The sequence below is a fragment of the Amycolatopsis stemonae genome, assembly GCF_054781455.1.
In genome coordinates this window covers 68,121-88,087 of sequence record NZ_BAAGUJ010000018.1, presented here as the reverse complement: position 1 = coordinate 88,087, position 19,967 = coordinate 68,121, and the positions used below count along the sequence as shown (strand labels likewise).

At 72.3% G+C, this 19,967-nt stretch carries 18 protein-coding genes; 11 read left to right on the top strand and 7 right to left on the bottom strand.

Annotated elements, in window-relative coordinates:
- Positions 1-75: 75 nt before the first annotated feature.
- The gene (locus ACYVLJ_RS41165; RefSeq protein ID WP_460442773.1) at positions 76-972 is read left to right on the top strand and encodes an MBL fold metallo-hydrolase; all 897 of its coding nucleotides are present in this window, start codon (positions 76-78) and stop codon (positions 970-972) included.
- 6 nt (positions 973-978) lie between these two features.
- On the opposite strand, the gene ACYVLJ_RS41160 is transcribed toward ACYVLJ_RS41165, so the two are convergent.
- On the bottom strand, positions 979-2,517 hold the full coding sequence (locus tag ACYVLJ_RS41160) for a phytoene desaturase family protein (RefSeq protein ID WP_460442772.1): 1,539 nt from the start codon (positions 2,515-2,517) through the stop codon (positions 979-981).
- A gap of 270 nt (positions 2,518-2,787) precedes the next feature.
- Between ACYVLJ_RS41160 and ACYVLJ_RS41155 the strand changes: the two genes are divergently transcribed.
- From ACYVLJ_RS41155 to ACYVLJ_RS41145, 3 genes are all read left to right on the top strand, one after another.
- Positions 2,788-3,753: a serine protein kinase RIO gene (locus tag ACYVLJ_RS41155; protein WP_460442771.1), complete on the top strand. Its 966-nt coding sequence runs from the start codon at positions 2,788-2,790 to the stop codon at positions 3,751-3,753.
- 328 nt (positions 3,754-4,081) lie between these two features.
- On the top strand, positions 4,082-5,701 hold the full coding sequence (locus ACYVLJ_RS41150) for a DEAD/DEAH box helicase (protein ID WP_451974449.1): 1,620 nt from the start codon (positions 4,082-4,084) through the stop codon (positions 5,699-5,701).
- 100 nt (positions 5,702-5,801) lie between these two features.
- Positions 5,802-6,977 carry an 8-amino-7-oxononanoate synthase gene (locus ACYVLJ_RS41145; protein WP_451974451.1) on the top strand — a complete coding sequence of 392 codons (1,176 nt, stop codon included), beginning with the start codon at positions 5,802-5,804 and terminating at the stop codon, positions 6,975-6,977.
- Between the two features lie 88 nt (positions 6,978-7,065).
- On the opposite strand, the gene ACYVLJ_RS41140 is transcribed toward ACYVLJ_RS41145, so the two are convergent.
- Positions 7,066-7,500, bottom strand: coding sequence for a GNAT family N-acetyltransferase (locus ACYVLJ_RS41140; protein ID WP_460442770.1), 435 nt, complete (start codon positions 7,498-7,500; stop codon positions 7,066-7,068).
- Between the two features lie 18 nt (positions 7,501-7,518).
- Positions 7,519-8,331 carry a S1 family peptidase gene (locus ACYVLJ_RS41135; protein WP_460442769.1) on the bottom strand — a complete coding sequence of 271 codons (813 nt, stop codon included), beginning with the start codon at positions 8,329-8,331 and terminating at the stop codon, positions 7,519-7,521.
- A gap of 167 nt (positions 8,332-8,498) precedes the next feature.
- On the opposite strand from ACYVLJ_RS41135, the gene ACYVLJ_RS41130 reads away from it, so the two are divergent.
- Together ACYVLJ_RS41130 and ACYVLJ_RS41125 are read left to right on the top strand one after the other, a co-directional pair.
- Positions 8,499-9,362 carry a M15 family metallopeptidase gene (locus tag ACYVLJ_RS41130; RefSeq protein WP_460442768.1) on the top strand — a complete coding sequence of 288 codons (864 nt, stop codon included), beginning with the start codon at positions 8,499-8,501 and terminating at the stop codon, positions 9,360-9,362.
- Positions 9,363-9,455: 93 nt separating this feature from the next.
- The gene (locus ACYVLJ_RS41125; RefSeq protein ID WP_460442767.1) at positions 9,456-10,850 is read left to right on the top strand and encodes a mycothione reductase; all 1,395 of its coding nucleotides are present in this window, start codon (positions 9,456-9,458) and stop codon (positions 10,848-10,850) included.
- Positions 10,851-10,899: 49 nt separating this feature from the next.
- Here the strand turns inward: ACYVLJ_RS41125 and ACYVLJ_RS41120 are convergent, their stop codons facing one another.
- The 3 genes from ACYVLJ_RS41120 to ACYVLJ_RS41110 form a co-directional block, all read right to left on the bottom strand.
- Positions 10,900-12,690: a fibronectin type III domain-containing protein gene (locus ACYVLJ_RS41120; protein ID WP_460442766.1), complete on the bottom strand. Its 1,791-nt coding sequence runs from the start codon at positions 12,688-12,690 to the stop codon at positions 10,900-10,902.
- 85 nt (positions 12,691-12,775) lie between these two features.
- Positions 12,776-13,672 (bottom strand): XRE family transcriptional regulator, encoded by an 897-nt coding sequence (locus ACYVLJ_RS41115; RefSeq protein WP_460442765.1) that lies wholly within the window; start codon positions 13,670-13,672, stop codon positions 12,776-12,778.
- 51 nt (positions 13,673-13,723) lie between these two features.
- Entirely contained in the window at positions 13,724-14,953 is a 1,230-nt protein-coding gene (locus tag ACYVLJ_RS41110; protein ID WP_460442764.1) for a CynX/NimT family MFS transporter, read from the bottom strand.
- Positions 14,954-15,001: 48 nt separating this feature from the next.
- Here ACYVLJ_RS41110 and ACYVLJ_RS41105 point away from each other — a divergent pair, with 48 nt between their 5' ends.
- The 5 genes from ACYVLJ_RS41105 to ACYVLJ_RS41085 all read left to right on the top strand — a co-directional run bounded on the left by ACYVLJ_RS41105 (position 15,002) and on the right by ACYVLJ_RS41085 (position 18,943).
- The gene (locus ACYVLJ_RS41105) at positions 15,002-15,685 is read left to right on the top strand and encodes a FadR/GntR family transcriptional regulator (RefSeq protein ID WP_460442763.1); all 684 of its coding nucleotides are present in this window, start codon (positions 15,002-15,004) and stop codon (positions 15,683-15,685) included.
- 80 nt (positions 15,686-15,765) lie between these two features.
- Positions 15,766-16,254 (top strand): hypothetical protein, encoded by a 489-nt coding sequence (locus tag ACYVLJ_RS41100; protein WP_460442762.1) that lies wholly within the window; start codon positions 15,766-15,768, stop codon positions 16,252-16,254.
- Between the two features lie 72 nt (positions 16,255-16,326).
- Positions 16,327-17,169 (top strand): DUF4097 family beta strand repeat-containing protein, encoded by an 843-nt coding sequence (locus ACYVLJ_RS41095; RefSeq protein WP_460442761.1) that lies wholly within the window; start codon positions 16,327-16,329, stop codon positions 17,167-17,169.
- 26 nt (positions 17,170-17,195) lie between these two features.
- Complete coding sequence (locus tag ACYVLJ_RS41090; RefSeq protein WP_460442760.1) at positions 17,196-18,140, top strand: DrrA family ABC transporter ATP-binding protein; 945 nt, start codon at positions 17,196-17,198, stop codon at positions 18,138-18,140.
- Positions 18,140-18,943, top strand: coding sequence for an ABC transporter permease (locus ACYVLJ_RS41085; protein WP_460442759.1), 804 nt, complete (start codon positions 18,140-18,142; stop codon positions 18,941-18,943). Before ACYVLJ_RS41090 ends, ACYVLJ_RS41085 begins: the two co-directional genes overlap by 1 nt.
- 166 nt (positions 18,944-19,109) lie before the next feature.
- Here ACYVLJ_RS41085 and map read toward each other — a convergent pair whose 3' ends face one another.
- Positions 19,110-19,967 carry a type I methionyl aminopeptidase gene (gene map / locus ACYVLJ_RS41080; RefSeq protein ID WP_451974477.1) on the bottom strand — a complete coding sequence of 286 codons (858 nt, stop codon included), beginning with the start codon at positions 19,965-19,967 and terminating at the stop codon, positions 19,110-19,112.

Below are 19,967 nucleotides of genomic sequence, written 5' to 3'. Positions count from 1 at the left end.
GACGATAGGCGTCCGGTATCGGCACCACGCAATCGGTCTTGGACGGCTCGCGGGCCCGGCGGTGGAATCGGGGGCATGACCGACCTGACCGATCCCGCCGTGCGGGTGAGCGGCGCCCGCGAACTCGCCGCGGACCTGCTCGTGATCCCCAACGCCCGCGTCGACCTCGTGCCCAACATCGGCGTCGTCGCCGGGACCGAAGCCGTCCTGGTCGTCGACACCGGCATCGGCACCGAGAACGCCTCGCAGGTGCTCGCCTTCGCGGCCGAGTTCGCGAAGGGCCGCCGCCTGTACCTGACCACGACGCACTTCCACCCGGAGCACGCCTTCGGCGCGCAGGTGTTCGCCGGCGAGGCGACCTACCTGGTCAACCGCGCCCAGGCGGTCGACCTCGCCGCGAAGGGCCCGGGCTACCTGGAGATGTTCCGCGGCCTGGGCGAGGTCGTCGCCCGCCGGCTCGACGGCGTCCGGGTGCCCGCTCCCGACGTCGTCTACGACGGCGTGCACGAGCTCGACCTCGGCGGCCGGACCGTCCGGCTGCGCCCCACGGGCCGCGGCCACACCGTCGGCGACCAAGTCGTCGAGGTGCCGGACGCCGGCGTGCTGTTCACCGGCGACCTCGCCGAGACCGGGCAGTTCGCGATCCTCCCGTGGTTCCCGCCGCACGACACGGACGTCACCGGCACCGGCTGGCTCGCGGTGCTGGACGCACTGGCCGCGCGCGAGCCGCGCGTGGTGGTGCCCGGCCACGGAGAGGTCGGCGGCACCTCGGTGCTCACCGACGTCCGCGACTACCTGGGCGAACTGCGGGACGAGACCTGGCACCGCCGCGACTCCGCGATGGGCGTGGACGAGATCACGGCCGAGGTGCGGACGCTGCTCGTCGAACGCCACCCGGAGTGGGCCGGGCGGGAGTGGATCGAGCCGGGCGTCGGGTGCCTGTGCGCCGAACACGACGCCGCCCGGGCCTGACGCCCGTCACCCGCCGGGGAGACCCAGCACCGCCATCGCCGCGTTGTGGCCCGGAATGCCGCTGACACCACCTCCCCGCACCGCTCCCGCGCCGCACAGCAGCACGCGTTCGTGGTCCGTTTCCACGCCCCACTTCCCCGCCTGCGCCGGATCCGACGCGTACGGCCAGGCCAGGTCCCGGTGGAAGATGTGGCCGGCCGGCAGGCCCAGCTCGGCCTCCAGGTCGAGCGGGGTCTTCGCTTCCACGCAGGGTTTTCCGTCCGGCCCGGTCAGCAGGCAGTCCTCGATCGGTTCGGCCAGCACGCTGTTCAGGGAAGCCAGCGTCGCGCGCAACGCCGCTTCGCGCGCCTCTTCGTTGCGTCCCTCGAAAAGGCGCGCGGGCATGTGCAAGCCGAACAACGTCAGGGTCTGCGCGCCGGCCGCGCGTTCGGCCGGGCCGAGGATCGACGGGTCCGTCAGCGAATGGCAGTAGATCTCGCACGGCGGCAGCGTGGGGATCCGCCCCGCCGCCGCCTCGCGGTAGGCCGTCTCGAGCTGGGTGAACGTCTCGTTGACGTGGAACGTGCCGCCGAACGCCTCGGCCGGGTCGACGTCCGGGTCGCGCAGCTTCGGCAACCGCGAAAGCACCATGTTCACCTTCAGCTGCGCGCCTTCCGGCCGCTCCGGCGGTTCCTCGCCCAGCAGCCGCGCGAGGGTCGCCGGCGCGACGTTCGCCAGGACGTGCCCGCCGTGCACGACGTGCTCCGCGTCGTCACGGCGGTAGCGCACCTCGCCGTCCGGGTCGACCGAGAGCACCTCCGCACCGGTCACCAGCCGCGCCCCCGCCGAAGCCGCCACCGCGGCCAGGGAGCCGGTGACCGAGCCCATGCCGCCGACCGGGACGTCCCAGTCGCCCGTGCCGTTGCCGATCACGTGGTAGAGCAGGCACCGGTTCTGCCGCAGGTCCTCGCCGTCCGCCGCGGCGAACGTGCCGATCAGCGCGTCGGTGAGCACGACGCCGCGGACGAGGTCGTCGCCGAACCACGACGCCAGCGTCTCGCCGATCGGCCGCTCGAACAGCAGCGACCACGCGTCGCCGTCGCCGACCCGGCCGCGGAAGTCCACTTCGGACAGAAGTGGCTCGGTGAGCGTGCCGGCGACGCGTTCGGCGACGCCGCCGGTCAGCTCGTAGAACCGGCGCCAGGCCGCGAAGTCCGATGTGGACCCGGTGACCGCGCGGAACGACGCCGCCGTCCGGCCGTCGTCGCCCGTGTCGACAAGGAGACCCGAGCCGCCCGAGGGCGTGTAGGACGACATCCGGCGCCGTTTCAGCCGCACGTCGAGGCCCAGGTCGGCCACGATCTTCCGGGGCAGCAGGCTGACCAGGTAGGAGTAGCGCGAAAGCCGCACGTCGACGCCTTCGAACGCGCGGAACGACACGGCGGCGCCACCGGTCTCCCCGCGCCGTTCGAGCACGAGCACCGACCGGCCCGCCCGCGCCAGGTACGCGGCCGCCACCAGTCCGTTGTGCCCGCCGCCGACGACCACGACGTCGTACGCATCCATCCGCCCCTCCTCGGGTGAGCTTGCCCGTTCATCGTGACCGCGGCGGCGGGCCGAATTCAAGGAAAGCGCACGAACGGTCCGTTCGCGCTATTCGGTTGCGCGGCCCCGGAACGGTCGGGCAAGCTGACCGGGTCCGGCAGGGAGCCGGTGCGTGAGAGCGGGGAGGTGCCGTCGTGATGGATGTCCGGGCCTTTTCGCGCCCCCACCCACCCGCCCCACGGAGCTGACCACGCGCCCGGTGGGGCATCCCGACCAAGGAGAACCCCACCAGTGCGCACGCACGACTCCGAAGACTTCGATTCGTTCGACGACCACCCCACCCACCGCCGTCAGGCGCGGGCCCGCCGGCGCGGGCGGGTCGAGGAACCCGAACCCGCCCGCCGCGGCCGGCTCACCGAGGGCGAGCGCGTCCGCCTCGCCAAGCTCCGTGACGACGCCTACACCGAACGGCAGCTGCCCGACGGCGCCGACCGCTGGTCCACCTGGGACGACGCCGAACACGGCCCGCTCCCCCGGCCGGACTGGGTCGTCACCGAGCTCGCCGCGGTCGACACCGACCTCGGCGTCCTCAAGACCGGCAAGGAGGCCGACGTCCACCTGCTGCGGCGCGGCCTGCCCGGCACCGGCGGCGCGCTGCTCGCCGCGAAGCGCTACCGCAGCGACGAACACAAGCTGTTCCACCGCGACGCGGGCTACCTCGAAGGGCGGCGGATGCGCCGCTCCCGCGAGATGCGCGCGATCGAGCACCGCACGGCGTTCGGCCGCAACCTCATCGCCGAACAGTGGGCCGTCGCGGAGTTCTCCGCGTTGAGTCGCTTGTGGACGCTCGGCGCGCCGGTGCCGTACCCGGTGCAGCGCAACGGCACCGAGCTGCTCCTCGAGTTCCTCGGCGAGGACGACGGGACGGCCGCACCGAGGCTCGCCCAGGCGCGTCCGGAGCCGGACGAGCTCAAGGACCTCTGGTACCAGGCCACCGCGGCGCTCGAGCTGCTCGCTTCGGAAGGCCTCGCCCACGGCGACCTCTCGGCGTACAACCTGCTCGTGCACCGGGGGCGGCTGGTGGTGATCGACCTGCCGCAGGTGGTCGACGTCGTCGCCAACCCCGGCGGCGTCGAGTTCCTCGAGCGGGACGTCCGCAACCTCGCCGGCTGGTTCCACGGCCGGGGGCTCGGCGAGCACGTCACGAACACCGGCGAACTGCTGGCGGAGCTCGTCTCCGCGGCCGGGATCGGGTGATTCCACGGCGGCGTCGCGGGTGTGGCGCGGAACACGCCTGCGACGCCGCCCACAACCGGTTACCTCCGTGCGGAGGACCAGGCCCCCCTCAGGTACTATCGATACAGACCGCAACCGGCGGCGTGGATGTAGTTGGTGTCCGTCGCCTCCAAAGCCACCGAATGGCTCGCGGTGATCCGTAACCCCCAAGCGGCGCGCAGTGTCGGAACAAGCGCAAGACACAGTGTGCCGGGTCCGTCCCTGTGAACGCCCATCGCACACCATCTTGCCCTGCCTGCGCGCGGGGAGCCCGGGCCTCCTTGTGACGAACCACGTCCGAGAGGCATTTGTGACCGTCACGTTCAACTCCGGCCCTTCCTCGACGTCCGCGCGCGCGGACCGTCCCGACCGCAAGCCGCGCCAGCGCGCCGCCGGCGGGGACATGCTGCGCGACGACGCCGTCGAGACCGTGGCCACCAAGACCTTCGCCCAGCTGGGCCTGCCGGAGCCGCTGCTCCGCGCGCTGGCCGACGCGGGCATCGCCACCCCGTTCCCGATCCAGTCCGCGACCATCCCGGACGCGCTGGCCGGCCGCGACGTCCTGGGCCGCGCCCAGACCGGTTCGGGCAAGACCCTCGCCTTCGGCCTGGCCATGCTGGCCCGGCTCGACGGCGGCAAGGCGCGCCCGAAGCGTCCCCGCGCGCTTATCCTCGTCCCGACCCGCGAGCTGGCCATGCAGGTGGCCGACTCGCTGACCCCGCTGGCCAAGGCGCTCGGCCTGTGGTGCCGCACGGCCGTCGGCGGCATGGCCTTCGCCCGCCAGGCGGACGCGCTGTCCCGCGGCGTCGACCTGCTGATCGCCACCCCGGGCCGGCTGTCGGACCACGTCCGGCAGGGCACCGCGCACCTCGGTGACTGCAACTTCATCGCGCTCGACGAGGCCGACCAGATGGCGGACATGGGCTTCATGCCGCAGGTCCGCGAGATCCTCGACCTCACTCCGCCGGGCGGGCAGCGGCTGCTGTTCTCGGCGACGCTCGACGGTGACGTCAACCGCCTGGTCCGCCAGTACCTGACCGACCCGGTGACGCACTCGGTCGCGCCGTCGACCGCGAGCGTCGACACGATGGACCACCACGTGCTCCAGGTGTCGCACCAGGACAAGCAGGACGTCGTCACGCAGATCGGCGCCCGCGAGGGCCGCACGATCATGTTCGTGCGCACCAAGCACCACGTCGACCGCCTCACCGAGCGGCTGCGCGAGCAGGGTGTGCACGCGGCGGCGCTGCACGGCGGCAAGACGCAGGGGCAGCGCAACCGCGTCCTGGCCGACTTCAAGGAAGGCCACACCCCGGTGCTGGTCGCCACGGACGTCGCCGCGCGCGGCATCCACGTCGACGACATCTCGCTGGTGCTGCACGTCGACCCGGCGGCCGACCACAAGGACTACCTGCACCGCGCGGGCCGCACGGCGCGCGCCGGGGCGTCCGGTGTGGTCGTCACGCTGGTCACGCACGACCAGCGCCGCATGGTCAAGCGGATGACCGACCGGGCCGGCGTGCGCGCCGAGTCCACGACGGTCCGCCCGGGTGACGACGCGCTGTCGCGCATCACCGGTGCCCAGGAGCCCAGCGGCGAGCCGGTGGTCGAGCGGCGGCGCGAGAACCCGCGTCGCGGCGGTGGCTTCCGCGGCGACCGCGGCTTCGGCGGCCGCGGCGGTGACCGTGGCGGCTACAACCGCGGCGACCGCAACCACGGTGACCGTGACCGCGGGAGCTACGGCGACCGCGGTGGCTACGGCGACCGCGAGCGCGGTGGCGACCGCGGCTACCAGGGTTCGCGCGACGGGCACGGTCACCGCGAAGGCCGTCCCGGCGGCTTCGGCGGCCGCGGCCGTCAGCCCCGCTCGGGCAACGGCGGTGGCTACGGCCGCCCGAGCCGTGGCCCGCGGCGCGGCTACGACAGCTGATCTCGTCCTTCGGAAGCCCCGGACCCCGCGGTCCGGGGCTTCCGGCGTTTCCGGGCCCTGCTGCACGGTCGCGCGAGGCCCGGATGGGAGACTGCCGGACGTGACTACGCCGCCGACGCTCCCGCCCGAAGAGGTTTTCGACTGGCTCGACACCGAGGCGGAGAAGCGGGCGAACGCGGGACTCGTGCGGCAGCTGCGGCCGCGTCCCGCGCAGGCGGACGAGCTGGACCTGGCCGGCAACGACTACCTCGGGCTGGCCCGCGACAAGCGCGTCGCCGGCGCCGCCGCGGCCGCCGCGCTGCGCTGGGGCGCCGGCTCGACGGGGTCACGGCTGGTGACCGGGTCGACCGAGCTGCACACCGAGCTGGAGCTGGAGCTCGCCCGGTTCTGCGGCGCGCAGGCGGCGCTGGTGTTCTCCTCCGGCTTCGCGGCCAACCTCGGCGCGGTGACGGCGCTGTCGGGCGCCGAGGCCGCGATCGTCACGGACAAGTACATCCACGCGTCGCTGATCGAGGGCTGCCGGCTCTCGCGGGCGGACGTCGCCGCGGTCGCGCACTCGACGCCGTCAGCGATCAAGCACGCGCTGGCGACCCGGCGCAAGCCGCGCGCCCTGGTGGTGACGGACTCGGTGTTCTCGGTCGACGGCGACCTCGCGCCGCTCGGCGAGCTGGCCGGGATCTGCCGTGCGCACAGCGCGGCGCTGCTGGTGGACGACGCGCACGGCTTCGGCGTCCTCGGCGAAGGCGGCCGCGGCGCGGTCCACGCGGCCGGGCTGTCGGGCGCGCCCGACGTCGTCACGACGTTGACGCTGTCGAAGTCGCTCGGTGCCCAGGGCGGGGCGGTGGTGGGGCCGCGTCGCGTGATCAAGCACCTCGTGGACACCGCTCGCAGCTTCATCTTCGACACGGCTCTGGCGCCCGCGAGTGCCGCGGCCGCGTTGGCCGCGTTGCACGCGCTGAAGGAAGAGCCGGGGCTGGCGGAGAAGGTCGTCGAGAACGCGGGCAACCTGGCGATGTCGTTGAAGGCGGCCGGGTTGACGGTGAGCCTGCCGGACGCGGCGGTGATCTCGGTCCAGGCACCGTCCGCGGAGACGGCCGTCGCGTGGGCGGCGGCGTGCGCGGAGCAGGGCATCCGCGTCGGCTGCTTCCGGCCGCCGTCGGTGCCGGACGGCATTTCCCGGCTGCGGCTGACCGCGCGGGCCGACCTCACGGAGTCCGATGTGGACCGTGCGGTGAAGGTGATCACGGCGACGGCACCCCGCGGCGCGACCGGCTGAGCCACACCGCACCGGACGTCTCGCGTGATTGGACGGGCATCACGCGTGATCAGAGAGGTATCACGCGTGATTGAAGGGGCATCACGCGTCAGTGCGGGAGGCGGCGCATGCGGATGTGCGGGATTCCGTCGTCGTCGGTGTATTCCTGGCCTTCCGCGACGAAGCCGTAGCGTGCGTAGAAGCCCTGGACGTACGTTTGCGCGTCCAGCACGTATTCGCCCGGGACCGTCAGGGCCGCGTCCATCAGGCGGGCCGCCAGGCCGGCGCCGCGCGCGGAGGACGCCGTCACCACTCGGCCGATGCGGCGGACGCCGCCCGGGTCGAGCAGCACCCGCAGGTACGACGTGACCCCGGTGGCGTCCGAGAACCACAGGTGGCGGGTGTCCGGCAGCAGGTCACGGCCGTCGAGCTCCGGGTAGGCGGCCTTCTGCTCCACCACGAACACGTCCACGCGCAGGCGGAGGATGTCGTGCAGCTGGGCGGCGGTCAGCTCGGGCCCGGTCGCGTCGTGCAGGGTCGGCATGCCCCCTGCTTACCACGCTCAGAAGATGCGCGGCTTCGCCTGGTCCTGGATGTCGTCGACGTACGCCGAGACGCGCGTGTAGACGCCCGGCTTGCCGGCCTTGCCGCAGCCGTCGCCGAAGGACACGATGCCGATCAGCGTGTCACCCACGACGAGCGGGCCGCCCGAGTCGCCCTGGCAGGCGTCGACACCGCCGTTCGGGTACCCGGCGCAGACCATCGACTTCTGGTCGTAGACGTCGTAGTCGGACTTGCAGGCGTTGTCCGACACGACCGGCACCTGGGCGCTGCGCAGGTAGTCGGAGCGGTCGCCGCCGTCGGCGACGCGGCCCCAGCCGAGCACCGTCGCCTGGGTGCCTTCGCGGTACGAAGAAGCGTCACCGCTGCTGGGCAGCTGAGCGGGCCGGTAGCCGAGCTGGCCGCGGACGGTCAGCACCGCGATGTCGTTGCCCTGCGTGGGGTCGTTGTAGCCCTTGCTGACCCAGACCTTCGACACGCTCAGGACGTCACCGTCGTCGGTGCGCTTGTCCTCGCGGCCCGCCACCACGCGGATGTCCTGCTTGGCCACGGCCTTGGCGCAGTGCGCGGCCGTCGCGACCGCCGTGGAGCTGACGATCACCGCGCCGCAGAACTGGTTCCCGCCCGAGTCGGTCAGGTACACCGCGTACGGGTGGTCGGCCAGCGAAGCCTTGTCACCGCCCACGATCCGCGGCTGGTTGGCGGACGCCGGGTCCGCCGAAGCCGTGCCGACCACCACCGGGACGGCCACCGCGGCGACCGCGAGGAGCGCGCCGCTCGCGAGCAGCAAGGATCGGCGGGACTTCACGGACATGGGTCGTTCCCCTCATTCGGCACAGCAGAAGACAGAGCACTCGGCACCCGGATGACTCCGGTGCGTGAACGATGTGCGCTCAATACCCTAATCCGAGGGGGCCCAAAACGGTGTCACTGGAACGGGTGGACTCCGCGCTCACCGACCGCTTCTGCCAAGCTGGCCGGATGCGACGGAGTGCGACGGCGACATTCGGGGCGGTGCTGACCCTGCTGCTGGCCTCGTGCTCGTCGGAAGGGCCCTCGACACCGCCGTCCGCGGCTCCGGCGCCGCCGCGGACCACGCCCACGACGGGGGTCACGACGCCGGCGCCGGCGACGTCGAGCGCGCCCGCCGTCACCTGGCAGGTGGGTGCCCACCCCCTCCCCCGGCGCCCGGACGGCTTCGGTGAGATCGAGCCGACGCCACCCGAACTGGTGAACCGGGCACTTCCGACAAAAGACGTCCTCCCGCCACCGGCCGGCGACCGGTACGCGTCGACGATCAGCGCGGTCCCCGCCGACGTCCTCGCGCGCAGCACCTGGCAGGCCGCCTGCCCGGTCAACTCCACCGACCTGCGCTACCTGACGATGTCGTTCTGGGGGTTCGACGGCCGCGCGCACACCGGCGAGCTGCTGGTGAACGCGTCCGGCGCCGCCGGGATCACCCGGGTGTTCGGGCAGCTCTTCGCGGCGCGCTTCCCGCTCGAGGAGATGCGCATCACCAGCCCGGCGGAGCTCACCGCGCCGCCGACCGGCGACGGCAACGACACCAGCGCGTTCGTCTGCCGCCCCGCCCGCGGGCAGACGAACTGGTCGGCGCACGCCTACGGGCTCGCGGTCGACGTCAACCCGTTCTGCAACCCCTACACCCAGGGCGACCTCGTGCTGCCCGAGCTGGCCTCGGCCTACGTCGACCGCGCGGACCGCCGGCCGGGGATGGTGCTGGCCGGCGACGCGACCGTGCGCGCGTTCGCGGCGGCCGGGTGGAGCTGGGGCGGCGCCTGGCACGACCCGACCGACCGGATGCACTTCACCGCGACCGGCCACTGACCACGTAATACGACGTTAAGCACAACGGGGAACATCGGCTTTCCGAGCCTGGTTGGCTAGGGTGAACCGACCGAACGGACCCCGGAGGATGCAGTGCCCCACTACGACCTGGTGATCATCGGGACGGGATCGGGGAACTCGATCCTCGGCCCCGGTTTCGCCGACAAGAAGACGGCGATCGTGGAGAAGGGCACCTTCGGCGGCACTTGCCTGAACGTCGGCTGCATCCCGACGAAGATGTTCGTGTATGCCGCCGATGTCGCGTACACGCCTTCGCACAGCGCGAAGTACGGCGTCGACGAAGAGCTGAAGGGTGTCCGCTGGCGCGACATCCGCGACCGGATCTTCGGCCGGATCGACCCGATCGCCGCCGGGGGCGCGGAGTACCGCCGCAGCCACGAGGACAACGCGAACGTCGACGTCTACGAGGGCACCGGCACGTTCACCGGGCACAAGGAGCTGCGGGTCAGCTTCGCCGACGGGCGTCCCGACGAGGTGCTGACGGCCGACAAGTTCGTGCTCGCCGCGGGCGGGCGGCCGGTCATCCCCGAGATCCCCGGCCTGGACACCGTCGGCTACCACACCTCCGACACGGTCATGCGGCTCGACGAGCTGCCCGAGCGCATCGTCATCCTCGGCGGCGGGTACATCGCGGCCGAGTTCGCGCACGTCTTCGCGTCGTTCGGCGTGCGGGTCACGCTGGTCAACCGCTCGGGACGGCTGCTGCGTTCGGAGGACGAAGACGTCAGCGAGCGCTTCACCGAACTGGCCGCCGAGCGCTTCGACGTCCGCCTGGACCGCAAGACCGTCCGGGCGCGCAAGACCGACACCGGCGTGGCCCTGGACCTCGAAGGCCCGCAGGGCGCCGAGACCGTCGAAGGCGACCTGCTGCTGATCGCCACCGGCCGGAAGCCGAACTCGGACCTGCTCGACGTCGCCGCCACCGGAGTGACCACAATGGACAGTGGGCACGTCGTGGTCGACGACTACCAGGAGACCGCGGTCGAGGGGATCTACGCCCTCGGCGACCTCTCCTCGCCGCACGAGCTGAAGCACGTCGCGAACCACGAATCCCGCGTGGTGCAGCACAACCTGCTGCACCCGGACGAGCGGATCACCGCCGACCACCGGTTCGTGCCGCACGCGGTGTTCACCCACCCGCAGGTCGCCTCCGTCGGGCTCACCGAGCAGAAGGCGCGCGACCTCGGCGTGTCCTATGTGGTCTCGAAGCAGGACTACGCCGGGATCGCCTACGGCTGGGCGATGGAGGACACGACGGGCTTCGCGAAGCTGCTGGCCGACCCGGCGACCGGGCAGCTGCTGGGCGCGCACATCATCGGGCCGCAGGCGTCGTCGGTGATCCAGCCGCTGATCCAGGCGATGAGTTTCGGCCTGGACGCGCGTTCGATGGCGCGCGGCCAGTACTGGATCCACCCGGCCATGCCGGAGCTGGTCGAGAACGCCCTGCTCAACCTGCCCCTGGACTGACGCAAGGCCATGAGGGGCACCTTCACCGCGAAGGTGCCCCTCATGGCGTTCAGAGGGTGAGGGACCAGGTGTCGAGGGTGCCGGTGTCGCCGGGGCCGTAGTCGGTGACGCGCAGCTGCCACTTGCCCGCGGCCGGGGAGGCGACGCCCGGGACCGTGAACGTGCGGGCGCCGTTCCACGGCGTGCACGTGCTGCCGCCGCTGTACTTCAGCGCGTACGCAACCCCGCGCGGGTCGAGCAGGGTGACGCCGAGGTCTTCGGCGCACGTGTGGCGGATCGTCACCGCGACCGACAGCGACGTCGCCGCCTGGCCGGTGAGCGTCGAGGCGATCGGGCTGAACACCTGCTGGTAGTCGCGGATCGCGTAGTCCGTGTCGTTGGTCAGTGTCCGGCTTCCACCCCCGGCCTGGGTCCGGGCCGAGACCGCGGCGCTCGCCGGCGAGGTGTTGCCCGCGGCGTCGCGCGCCTTGATCGTGAACGTGTACGCCGTGTTCGGCGAAAGCCCGGTGACCGTGGAGCTGGTGCCCGCGACGCTCGTCGCCGGCGCGGAGCCGTTGTAGACGTCGTACGCGGTGACGTCGCCCGTCGGCGCGTCCCAGGCGAGCGAGACGCTGGTCGCGGTCGTGCCGGTCACCCGCGGGTTGCCGGGCGCGCCCGGCGCCGTCGTGCCGCCGCTCGTCACCAGGCTGAGCTGCCACTTGGCCAGCGCCTCGAGCACCGGCTGGAACAGGGACAGGTCGCCGTCGGACGGGTTGTCGACGCACTGCGACGGGCCGCCGTCGTGCAGGCCGGTGGCCTTGTCGCCGAGCAGCCAGCCGCCACCGGAGTCGCCGCCGAGGGAGCACGCCGTCGTCCAGGTCAGGTCGTCGATGACCAGGCCGCCGCCGTAGTCGACGGACTTGTGCGTGTACTTGACCTCGCCGCACTGCCAGTGCGAGGTGTTGCCGGAGTGGCAGACGCGGTCGCCGACCATCGCTTCGGCCGCGCCGGTGAGCGTGACTGCCGGCTGGCCCCAGGTGTTCACCGACGCCGAAAGGTTCCAGCCCGCTTCCGTCACCGCGACGACACCCATGTCGCCTTCGCGGGCGTTGACGCTGTGGGTGCCGCCGACGTTCGACGTGCCGATCCTGTTCTGCTGCCCCGCAGCGCCGTACGCGGCTTGGTCGCGGTCGTTGGTGCAGTGCCCCGCGGTCAGGAAGTGCTTGGCCCCGCTCGAATCCGTCACGGGGAATCCGACCGAGCAGTTGCTCTCGCTGCCCGGCCACCACGGGTTGCCGGTCTGGATAGTGCCGGACTGCTGCCGCGGCGATGACGTCGTCTCGGTGATCCGGACGCCGAGAGCCCGCACGCGGGAAAGGAAGCTCTCGGTCGCGGCCGTCGACTTCGTCCGGTCGACGTCGACGCCGACCTCGTTGCCCCGCACGTCGACGCCCCAGCCGTAGACGCCGGGGACGCCCGTGCCGACCAGGTCCCGGACGGCCGCGTCCGTGCGGTCCAGATCGGCCTGGCTCCGCGCGACCACCTTCGCGGCGGCGCCCGCGGCCCGCGCCTGTCCGGCAGCGGACGGCGAGGTGACGGCGACGGTCAGCTTCCCGGCGGCCGCGTCGAACCACTGGCCGGCCGAAGCCGCGCGCACCGCCGCGGGCAGGTGCGCCGCCAGCCGGTGGGCGTCGTCCTGGGCGGTGAGCTGCGCGCGGGCCTGGTCCGCGGTGAGGCCGAAGGCCGCGGCGACGCCCGCCACCTCGGCGTCCGGGTGGTCCGGCGCCGCTTCGGCGGGCGTCAGGCCCAAGCCGAGCGCGGCCAGCGCGGCCGCGCTCGCGACGGAAACGATTCTGCGCATCGGTTTCTCCTCGGATCGGCGAGTGGAGTGCGCAGACCGTAAAACGCGCGGCGGAGCGAATTGAAGATCCGCAGGTCCTTAACAGTTAACTGGCGGGCCAGTCCCATTCGAAACCGTACCGGCCGGGTCCGAAGTTGAGCGCGACCCCGTGCACCGCATCGGCTTCCGGGACGACGTCGGTTTCCTCGCCGGGTTCGGCGAACCGGCGGCACACCGGCGGGACCGCGCCGGGCGAGAAGCGGATTTCGAGCACGTATTCGCGGACCGGGAGCCGGAACTTCCGTTCGTAGTTCGTCGCGACCGGATGCGGCGCGCGATTCACGAGCGTGTGTTCGGTCAGGACGGTTTCGCCACGCCGGAGCGGCCGGCCGAAGAGCAGTTCGACGACGAGGAGGCCGTCTTCCGGCCGGAGCACCCGGCGACCGGGACGGCAGCCGCGCAGCCCGCGCAGTTCCGGCAGCGGCCGGTCGTGCTCGTCGAGGTGCAGGATCACCACCCACCGGTCCGGGCCGTCGGCTTCCGCGCGCAGCACCTGCCGCGACCGGATCTCCAGCTCTTCGCGATCGGGGCCGACGAGGACGACGTCGTGCTGGCTGAGCCGGGTCAGCCGCTCGTCCCAGCGAGTGTCCACATCGGACACCGCGGCGTCGATGCGCCGCCCGTCGGGCCAGAAGCGGCCGATCTCCGCGGGCGCGGACCGGCGCGCCCGCGGCGGGCCGAGCAGCGCGGCGAGCGAACCCTCCGGCACGTCGAGAACGGCCTCGAGCTGCCCCAGCCCGCGCACCGAATCCCGCCGTTCGGGGCGGCTCCGGCCGGACTGCCAGTAGCTCAGCGTCGCCGTCGTCACCGTGACGCCGCGGGCGCGCAGGTGCTCGCGCAGCCGGTCGAGGCTCAGCCCGCGAGCACGGATCGCCGCGCGCAGGGCCGCGTCGAACGGCCCCTCGCGCAGCAACGTCCGCAGGTCCGGCGCCGGCACGGCCACCCGGTGATCTTAAGCCGGGCCGGCGGGACGAACGGCGTTAACAGTTAAGAATCAGACGAACCGGCGGCGGCCGGCCAGCGCGCCGAACACCATCTGGACCAGCAGCAACGCCAGCAGCATCCCGAGCGGCACCGGCCAGCCGCCCGCGACGTCGTGCAGCAGGCCGAACAGGAACGGCCCCAGCGCGGCGAAGAGGTAGCCGAAGCCCTGCGCCATGCCGGACAGCCGCGCGGTGTCGGCACCGGTCCGGGCGCGCAGCGCGATCACCGTCAGGGCCAGCGAAAACACGCTCATCCCGAGCCCGACCAGCAGGCTCCACAGCAGCGGCGACCACTCCGGGGCCAGCATCAGCCCGGCCGTCCCGGCGAAGCCGAACACGCCGAGCGTGACGATCCACCGGCCCTGCCCGCGCTGGCGGGCGGCCATCGGCGCGACGACGAGGCTGATCGGCACGGCGATCAGCGAGACCAGGCCGAACAACAGCCCGGCCTCGTCGCGCGGCACCCCGGCGTCCATCAGCACCTGCGGGAACCAGCCCATCGCCGCGTAGGCGTAGAAGGCCTGCAGCCCGAAGAAGACCGTGACGATCCAGGCGAGCCGGTTGCGCAGCAGCGACCGGCCGGCGTCGGCGGCATCGGCGTGACGCGGTGCCCGGCCGGTGCCGCGGGCTGCGAGAATCCACGCCACGAGGGCGACCACGGCCACCACCGCCCACGAGCCCAGCGCCGGGCGCCAGCCGCCGAACGCGTCGCCGAGCTGCGGGGTCACGGCGGACCCGAGCGCGCCGCCGCCCTGCAGCGCCGCGGTGTAGACGCCGGTCATCACGCCGATGCGGGCCGGGAAGGAGTCCTTGATGACGACCGGGATGAGCACGTTGATCAGCGCGATCCCGGCGGTGGCGACGAGCGTCCCGCCGAGCACGACGGCCGGGCCGTCGAGCACGCGCAGCACCAGCCCGGCGCCGAGGGCGGTCAACGCGATCGCGATGGCGGCGCCGATCCCGGCCCGGCGCGCGAGCAGCGGCGCGGCCAGCCCGGCACCGGCGAAGCAGAGCGTCGGCAACGTCGTGAGCACGCCCGCCCAGACCACCGACGTGCCCAGGTCCGCGCGCATTTCGGCGAGCATCGGGCCGACACCGGTGATGGCCGGGCGCAGGTTGAGAGCGGTGAGCACCACCGCGACCGCCAGGAGCGCGCCGGCGGCGACCACCCCCGGCGTCCGGACCTCGATGGCGCCGTCCAGCTCGGGTTCGAGGGCGGATTCACGGTGTTCGACCTGCATGACCGCTACTATCGCATACGTAGGATGATTGGATGAAGGGATAATCCTGTGCCTCTGGCCACCACCCGCCGGGCCGGCCTGGTCGACCAGGTCATCGAGCAGCTGCGGACCGCGGTCGCGCAGGGCGAATGGCCCATCGGCGACCGCATCCCGACCGAAGCCGAGCTCGTCGACCAGCTCGGCGTCGGCCGCAACACCGTCCGCGAAGCCGTGCGCGCGCTCGCGCACACCGGCATCCTCGAAGTCCGCCAGGGCGACGGCACGTACGTGCGCGCCACCAGCGAGGTGTCGGGCGCGATCCGCCGCCTCTGCGGCGACGAGCTGCGCGAGATCCTGCAGGTCCGGCGCACCCTGGAGGCCGAAGGCGCCCGCCTGGCCGCGACGTCGCGCACCCAGGAGGAGGTCGCCGAGCTGTGGTCGCTGCTCGCCCGCCGCGAGCAGGAGCAGCGCGAGAAGCGCTGGGAGGACTTCGCGCACACCGACGCCGAATTCCACCTGGCCGTCGTGCGGGCCGGGCACAACCAGCTGCTCACCGAGCTGTACCGGGGCCTGACCGAGGTCATCACGGCGAGCGTCGCGGCGACGTCGAGCATCACCCCGGGCGTCGACTACGTGCCCGAAATCGGCCACGAAGGCCTCGCCGACGCCATCGCCAAACGCAACCCGGAGCAGGCCGCCGCCGAGGCCTGCGGGTTCCTGGACGAGCTCCTGGAGCGCATCGAGCGCTCCTGACCTGCGTTTGTGCCAAGCTTGACCCCTAAGGGTGCCAATTCAGGGTTGTCGTGGCACCACCGTGGTGCCACAGTAGCGCCATGGACCTGACGCCCTTCGTGGACGAACTCCGCCGGGAGCTCGCGGTCGCCGCCGAAGCGGCGGGCGAGGAGGCCGTCGCCCTCGCGGAGCGGCTCACCGCGCCGCTCGAATCGGCGATCCGGCTCACCCTGCTCGACGCCCTGTCGGCCGCGGCCGACGAGATCACCCGCGACCTCGCCCCCGGCTCCGTCGAAGTACGCCTTCGCCGCCGTGAAGCCGAGTTCGCCGTCTCCCTGCCCACCACGCCCGAGCCCGCGGCCGACGAGCCCCCGCCTCCCCCGCCGGAGGCCGAGGACGGCGCCGTCTCGCGGATCAACCTGCGGCTGCCCGAACACCTCAAGCAGCGGGTCGAAGAAGCCGCGAACCGGGACATGCTCTCGATCAACGCCTGGCTCGTCCGGGCCGCGAGCACCGCGCTCGGCCCCGGCAGCCGTCCGGCGCCACGCCGGTCGGTGTTCGGCGAGAAGTACACCGGCTGGGTTCAGTAGCCCTTCCCGTTCCTCACCCGCACGTCTCCGACCTGCGGAGACGCCACCCACGCACCCCAGGAGGGCGCAGCCATGCCCGTTTTCGCCACCCCCGAGCCGATCTCGGCCGTGATCGACGTCAGCATCGCCGACGTCCGGATCGTCGCCGGCGAGCGCGCCGAAACCACCGTCGAGGTCGAGCCCGCCGACCCGGGCGACCCCGAAGACGTCAAGGCGGTCGCCAAGACCCGCGTCGAGTTCGCCGACGGCGAGCTGCTGGTCAAGGGCCAGAAGTACACCACCCGGCTGTGGGGCAAGGGCGGCGCCCTGCACGTCACGGTCGAGCTGCCGGCCGGCTCCCGCGTCCGGACCACGGCCGCCATGGGCGACGTCCGGATCAGCGGCCGCGTCGGGGAAAGCCGCGTGAAGACCTCCGTCGGCAACATCCACCTCGACGAGGCCGCCCGGGTCGAGGCGACCACCGCGACCGGCGACGTCACCGTGGAGCGGGCCACCGGGCACGCCGAGGTCGGCACCGGCTCCGGCGAGCTGCGGATCCGCGAGATCGACGGCTCGGCCGTGGTGAAGAACTCCAACGGCGAGACCCGCGTCGGCGAGGTCACCGGCGACCTGCGGGTCTCCACCGCCAACGGCGACATCCTGGTCGGCCTCGCCCACGCGGGCGTCAACGCCAAGACCGCGGCGGGCGACATCCGCGTCAACGAGGTCATCCGCGACCGGGTCGTCCTCGAAACGGCCGTCGGCGAGATCGAGGTCGGCATCCGCGAAGGCAGTGCCGCGTGGCTCGAGCTCAACTCGCTGACCGGCACCGTCCTCAACTCGCTCACCGCCTCCGAGGGACCCGGCGGCAGCACCGAGACGGTCGAGGTCAAGGCCCACACCTACACCGGCGACATCGTCATCCGGCGCGCCTGAAACTCCACACGGAAAAGGGGAAATCCATGCCAGACGCCATCGTGGCCGAAGGACTGGTCAAGAAGTACGGGAAGGTCACCGCGCTCGACGGGATGGACCTGCGGGTGCCCGAGGGGACGGTGCTCGGCGTGCTCGGGCCGAACGGGGCCGGCAAGACCACGACCGTCCAGATCCTCACGACGCTGCAGAAACCGGACGCGGGGAGAGCGACCGTCGCCGGGCTGGACGTCGTGCGGGACGCGCACGAGCTGCGTTCGCGCATCGGCGCGTCGGGGCAGTACGCCGCCGTTGACCAGGAGCTGACCGGCGCCGAGAACCTCGAGATGGTCGGGCGGCTCTACCACCTGGGCACCAAGCGGGCCAAGGCGCGCGGCCGGGAGCTGCTGGCCCGGTTCAGCCTCGCCGACGCCGCCGACCGCCCGGTCAAGGGCTACTCCGGCGGCATGCGGCGCCGGCTCGACCTGGCCGGCGCGCTCGTCGCGAACCCGCCGGTGCTGTTCCTCGACGAGCCCACGACCGGGCTCGACCCGCGGGCCCGCACCGAGTTGTGGGACGTCATCACCGAGCTCGTCGCGGGCGGCACCACGCTGCTGCTCACCACGCAGTACCTGGAAGAGGCCGACCGGCTGGCCGACAGCATCGCCGTCGTCGACCACGGGCGCGTCATCGCCCGCGGCACCGCCGACGAGCTCAAGGACCTGGTCGGCGGCGAGCGGATCGAGCTGACCGTCGGCTCCCACGCCGACGTCGGGTTCGCGCAGCGGGCCCTCGCCCGCCTGGCCAACGGCGAACCGCAGGCCGAGGGCTTCCGGCTCACCGTGCCCGTGACCCACGGCGCGAAAGCGCTTACCGAGGCACTGGCGCTGCTGGCCGCCGACGGCGTCGACGTCCGCGACGTCGGGGTCCGCCGCCCCACCCTCGACGACGTTTTCCTTTCCCTGACCGGACACGACGTGAAGGAGGCCGTGTGATGAACGCGGTACAGCTGGCCGTGACCGACGGTGTCACCGTCGCCAAGCGCAACTCGATCAAGATCCTGCGCTCGATGGACCTGCTCGGGTCGATCGTGTTCATGCCCGTGATGTTCGTGCTGCTGTTCGGGTTCGTGTTCGGCAGCGTGATCGACATCCCCGGCATGTCGTACCGGGAGTTCATGCTGCCGGGGATCTTCACCCTGGCCGTGGCGATGGGCAGCATCGTCACCGGCTACGGGCTGACCGACGACCTCCAGAAGGGCATCATCGACCGGTTCCGCTCACTGCCGATGTCCCCGGCCGCGGTGCTGGTCGGGCGGACCACGGCGGACCTGATCCTCAACGTGACGAGCCTGCTCATCATGGGTCTCGTGGGGCTGCTGGTCGGCTGGCGCATCCACACCGGCGTCTTCGAGGCTTTGGGCGGCGTGCTCCTGCTGCTGGCCTTCGCGTACGCGCTGTCGTGGGTGATGGGGACGCTCGGCCTGGCCGTGCGCAAGCCCGAGGTGTTCAACAACGTCGCGAGCGTGGCCATCTTCCCGCTGACGTTCCTGGCCAACACGTTCGTCGACAGCGCCCGGCTGCCCACGCCGTTGCGTGTGGTCGCGGACTGGAACCCGGTCTCGGCGATCACGCAGGCGGCGCGGGAGCTGTTCGGCAACACGAGCGCCACGATGCCCGTGCACGACGTCTGGCCGATGCAGCACGCCGTGCTGGCTTCGGTGCTGTGGATCGTGGTGCTGCTGGTGGTCTTCGTGCCGCTCTCGGTGCGCTGCTACAAGCGAGCCACGAGCCACTGAGGCCGTGTCGTCGCTCTGATCACGCGTGTCGACCCTCCAGTCACGCGTATCGACCTCCCAGTCACGCGTGTCGGCTCCTCCATCACCGGAGCCCGGCCGGTCCGCCGGCGGCCCCGGTGATCCGGGGGTCGACACGCGTGATTGCGGGGTCGACACGCCGTGGGGGTCAGGGGAGGGTGAGGATTTCGCTGCCGTCCGCGGTCACCACGAGGGTGTGCTCGAACTGGGCCGTCCACTTCTTGTCCTTCGTGGTGACGGTCCAGTCGTCCGGCCAGATGTCGTAGTCGATGGTGCCCAGGGTGATCATCGGCTCGATCGTGAAGGTCATGCCCTCCTCGATCACCGTCTCCACCGAGGGCTCCTCGTAGTGCAGCACCGTCGGCGGCGTGTGGAACGCCGGGCCGACGCCGTGGCCGGTGAAGTCGCGGACCACGCCGTAGCCGAAGCGCTTGGCGTAGGACTCGATGACCCGGCCGATGACGTTGAGCTGACGGCCCGGCCGGACCGCCTTGATCGCCCGCAGCGTCGCCTCGCGGGTGCGCTCCACCAGCAGGCGGGCCTCCTCCGAGACGTCGCCGGCCAGGAACGTCGCGTTCGTGTCGCCGTGCACGCCGCCGATGTAGGCGGTGACGTCGATGTTGCAGATGTCGCCGTCCTCGATCACCGTCGAGTCCGGGATGCCGTGGCAGATCACCTCGTTGAGCGAGGTGCAGCACGACTTCGGGAACCGGCGGTAGCCCAGCGTCGAGGGGTAGGCGTGGTGGTCGAGCAGGAACTCGTGCACCACCTTGTCGATGTCGTCGGTGGTGGCGCCCGGCTTGACGGCCTTGCCGCCCTCCTCCAGGGCCTGTGCCGCGATCCGGCTCGCGACCCGCATCGCCTCGATCACCTCGGGCGTGCGCACGCCGCTTCCGGTGTCCCGCTTCGGCGCCGGCTTGTCCACGTACTCGGGACGGGCGATCGAACTGGGGACGTCACGGCGCGGCGTCTGGACGCCGGGAACGAGCGGGGCACGAACGGACAT

Excerpts from the sequence above, each read along its gene's own strand:
- ACYVLJ_RS41165 (WP_460442773.1), top strand. The coding sequence starts at position 76 with ATGACCGACCTGACCGATCCCGCCGTGCGGGTGAGCGGCGCCCGCGAA.
- ACYVLJ_RS41160 (WP_460442772.1), bottom strand. The coding sequence starts at position 2,517 with ATGGATGCGTACGACGTCGTGGTCGTCGGCGGCGGGCACAACGGACTG.
- ACYVLJ_RS41140 (WP_460442770.1), bottom strand. The coding sequence starts at position 7,500 with ATGCCGACCCTGCACGACGCGACCGGGCCCGAGCTGACCGCCGCCCAG.
- ACYVLJ_RS41135 (WP_460442769.1), bottom strand. The coding sequence starts at position 8,331 with ATGTCCGTGAAGTCCCGCCGATCCTTGCTGCTCGCGAGCGGCGCGCTC.
- ACYVLJ_RS41130 (WP_460442768.1), top strand. The coding sequence starts at position 8,499 with ATGCGACGGAGTGCGACGGCGACATTCGGGGCGGTGCTGACCCTGCTG.
- ACYVLJ_RS41120 (WP_460442766.1), bottom strand. The coding sequence starts at position 12,690 with ATGCGCAGAATCGTTTCCGTCGCGAGCGCGGCCGCGCTGGCCGCGCTC.
- ACYVLJ_RS41110 (WP_460442764.1), bottom strand. The coding sequence starts at position 14,953 with ATGCAGGTCGAACACCGTGAATCCGCCCTCGAACCCGAGCTGGACGGC.
- ACYVLJ_RS41100 (WP_460442762.1), top strand. The coding sequence starts at position 15,766 with ATGGACCTGACGCCCTTCGTGGACGAACTCCGCCGGGAGCTCGCGGTC.
- ACYVLJ_RS41095 (WP_460442761.1), top strand. The coding sequence starts at position 16,327 with ATGCCCGTTTTCGCCACCCCCGAGCCGATCTCGGCCGTGATCGACGTC.
- ACYVLJ_RS41090 (WP_460442760.1), top strand. The coding sequence starts at position 17,196 with ATGCCAGACGCCATCGTGGCCGAAGGACTGGTCAAGAAGTACGGGAAG.
- ACYVLJ_RS41085 (WP_460442759.1), top strand. The coding sequence starts at position 18,140 with ATGAACGCGGTACAGCTGGCCGTGACCGACGGTGTCACCGTCGCCAAG.
- map (WP_451974477.1), bottom strand. The coding sequence starts at position 19,967 with ATGTCCGTTCGTGCCCCGCTCGTTCCCGGCGTCCAGACGCCGCGCCGT.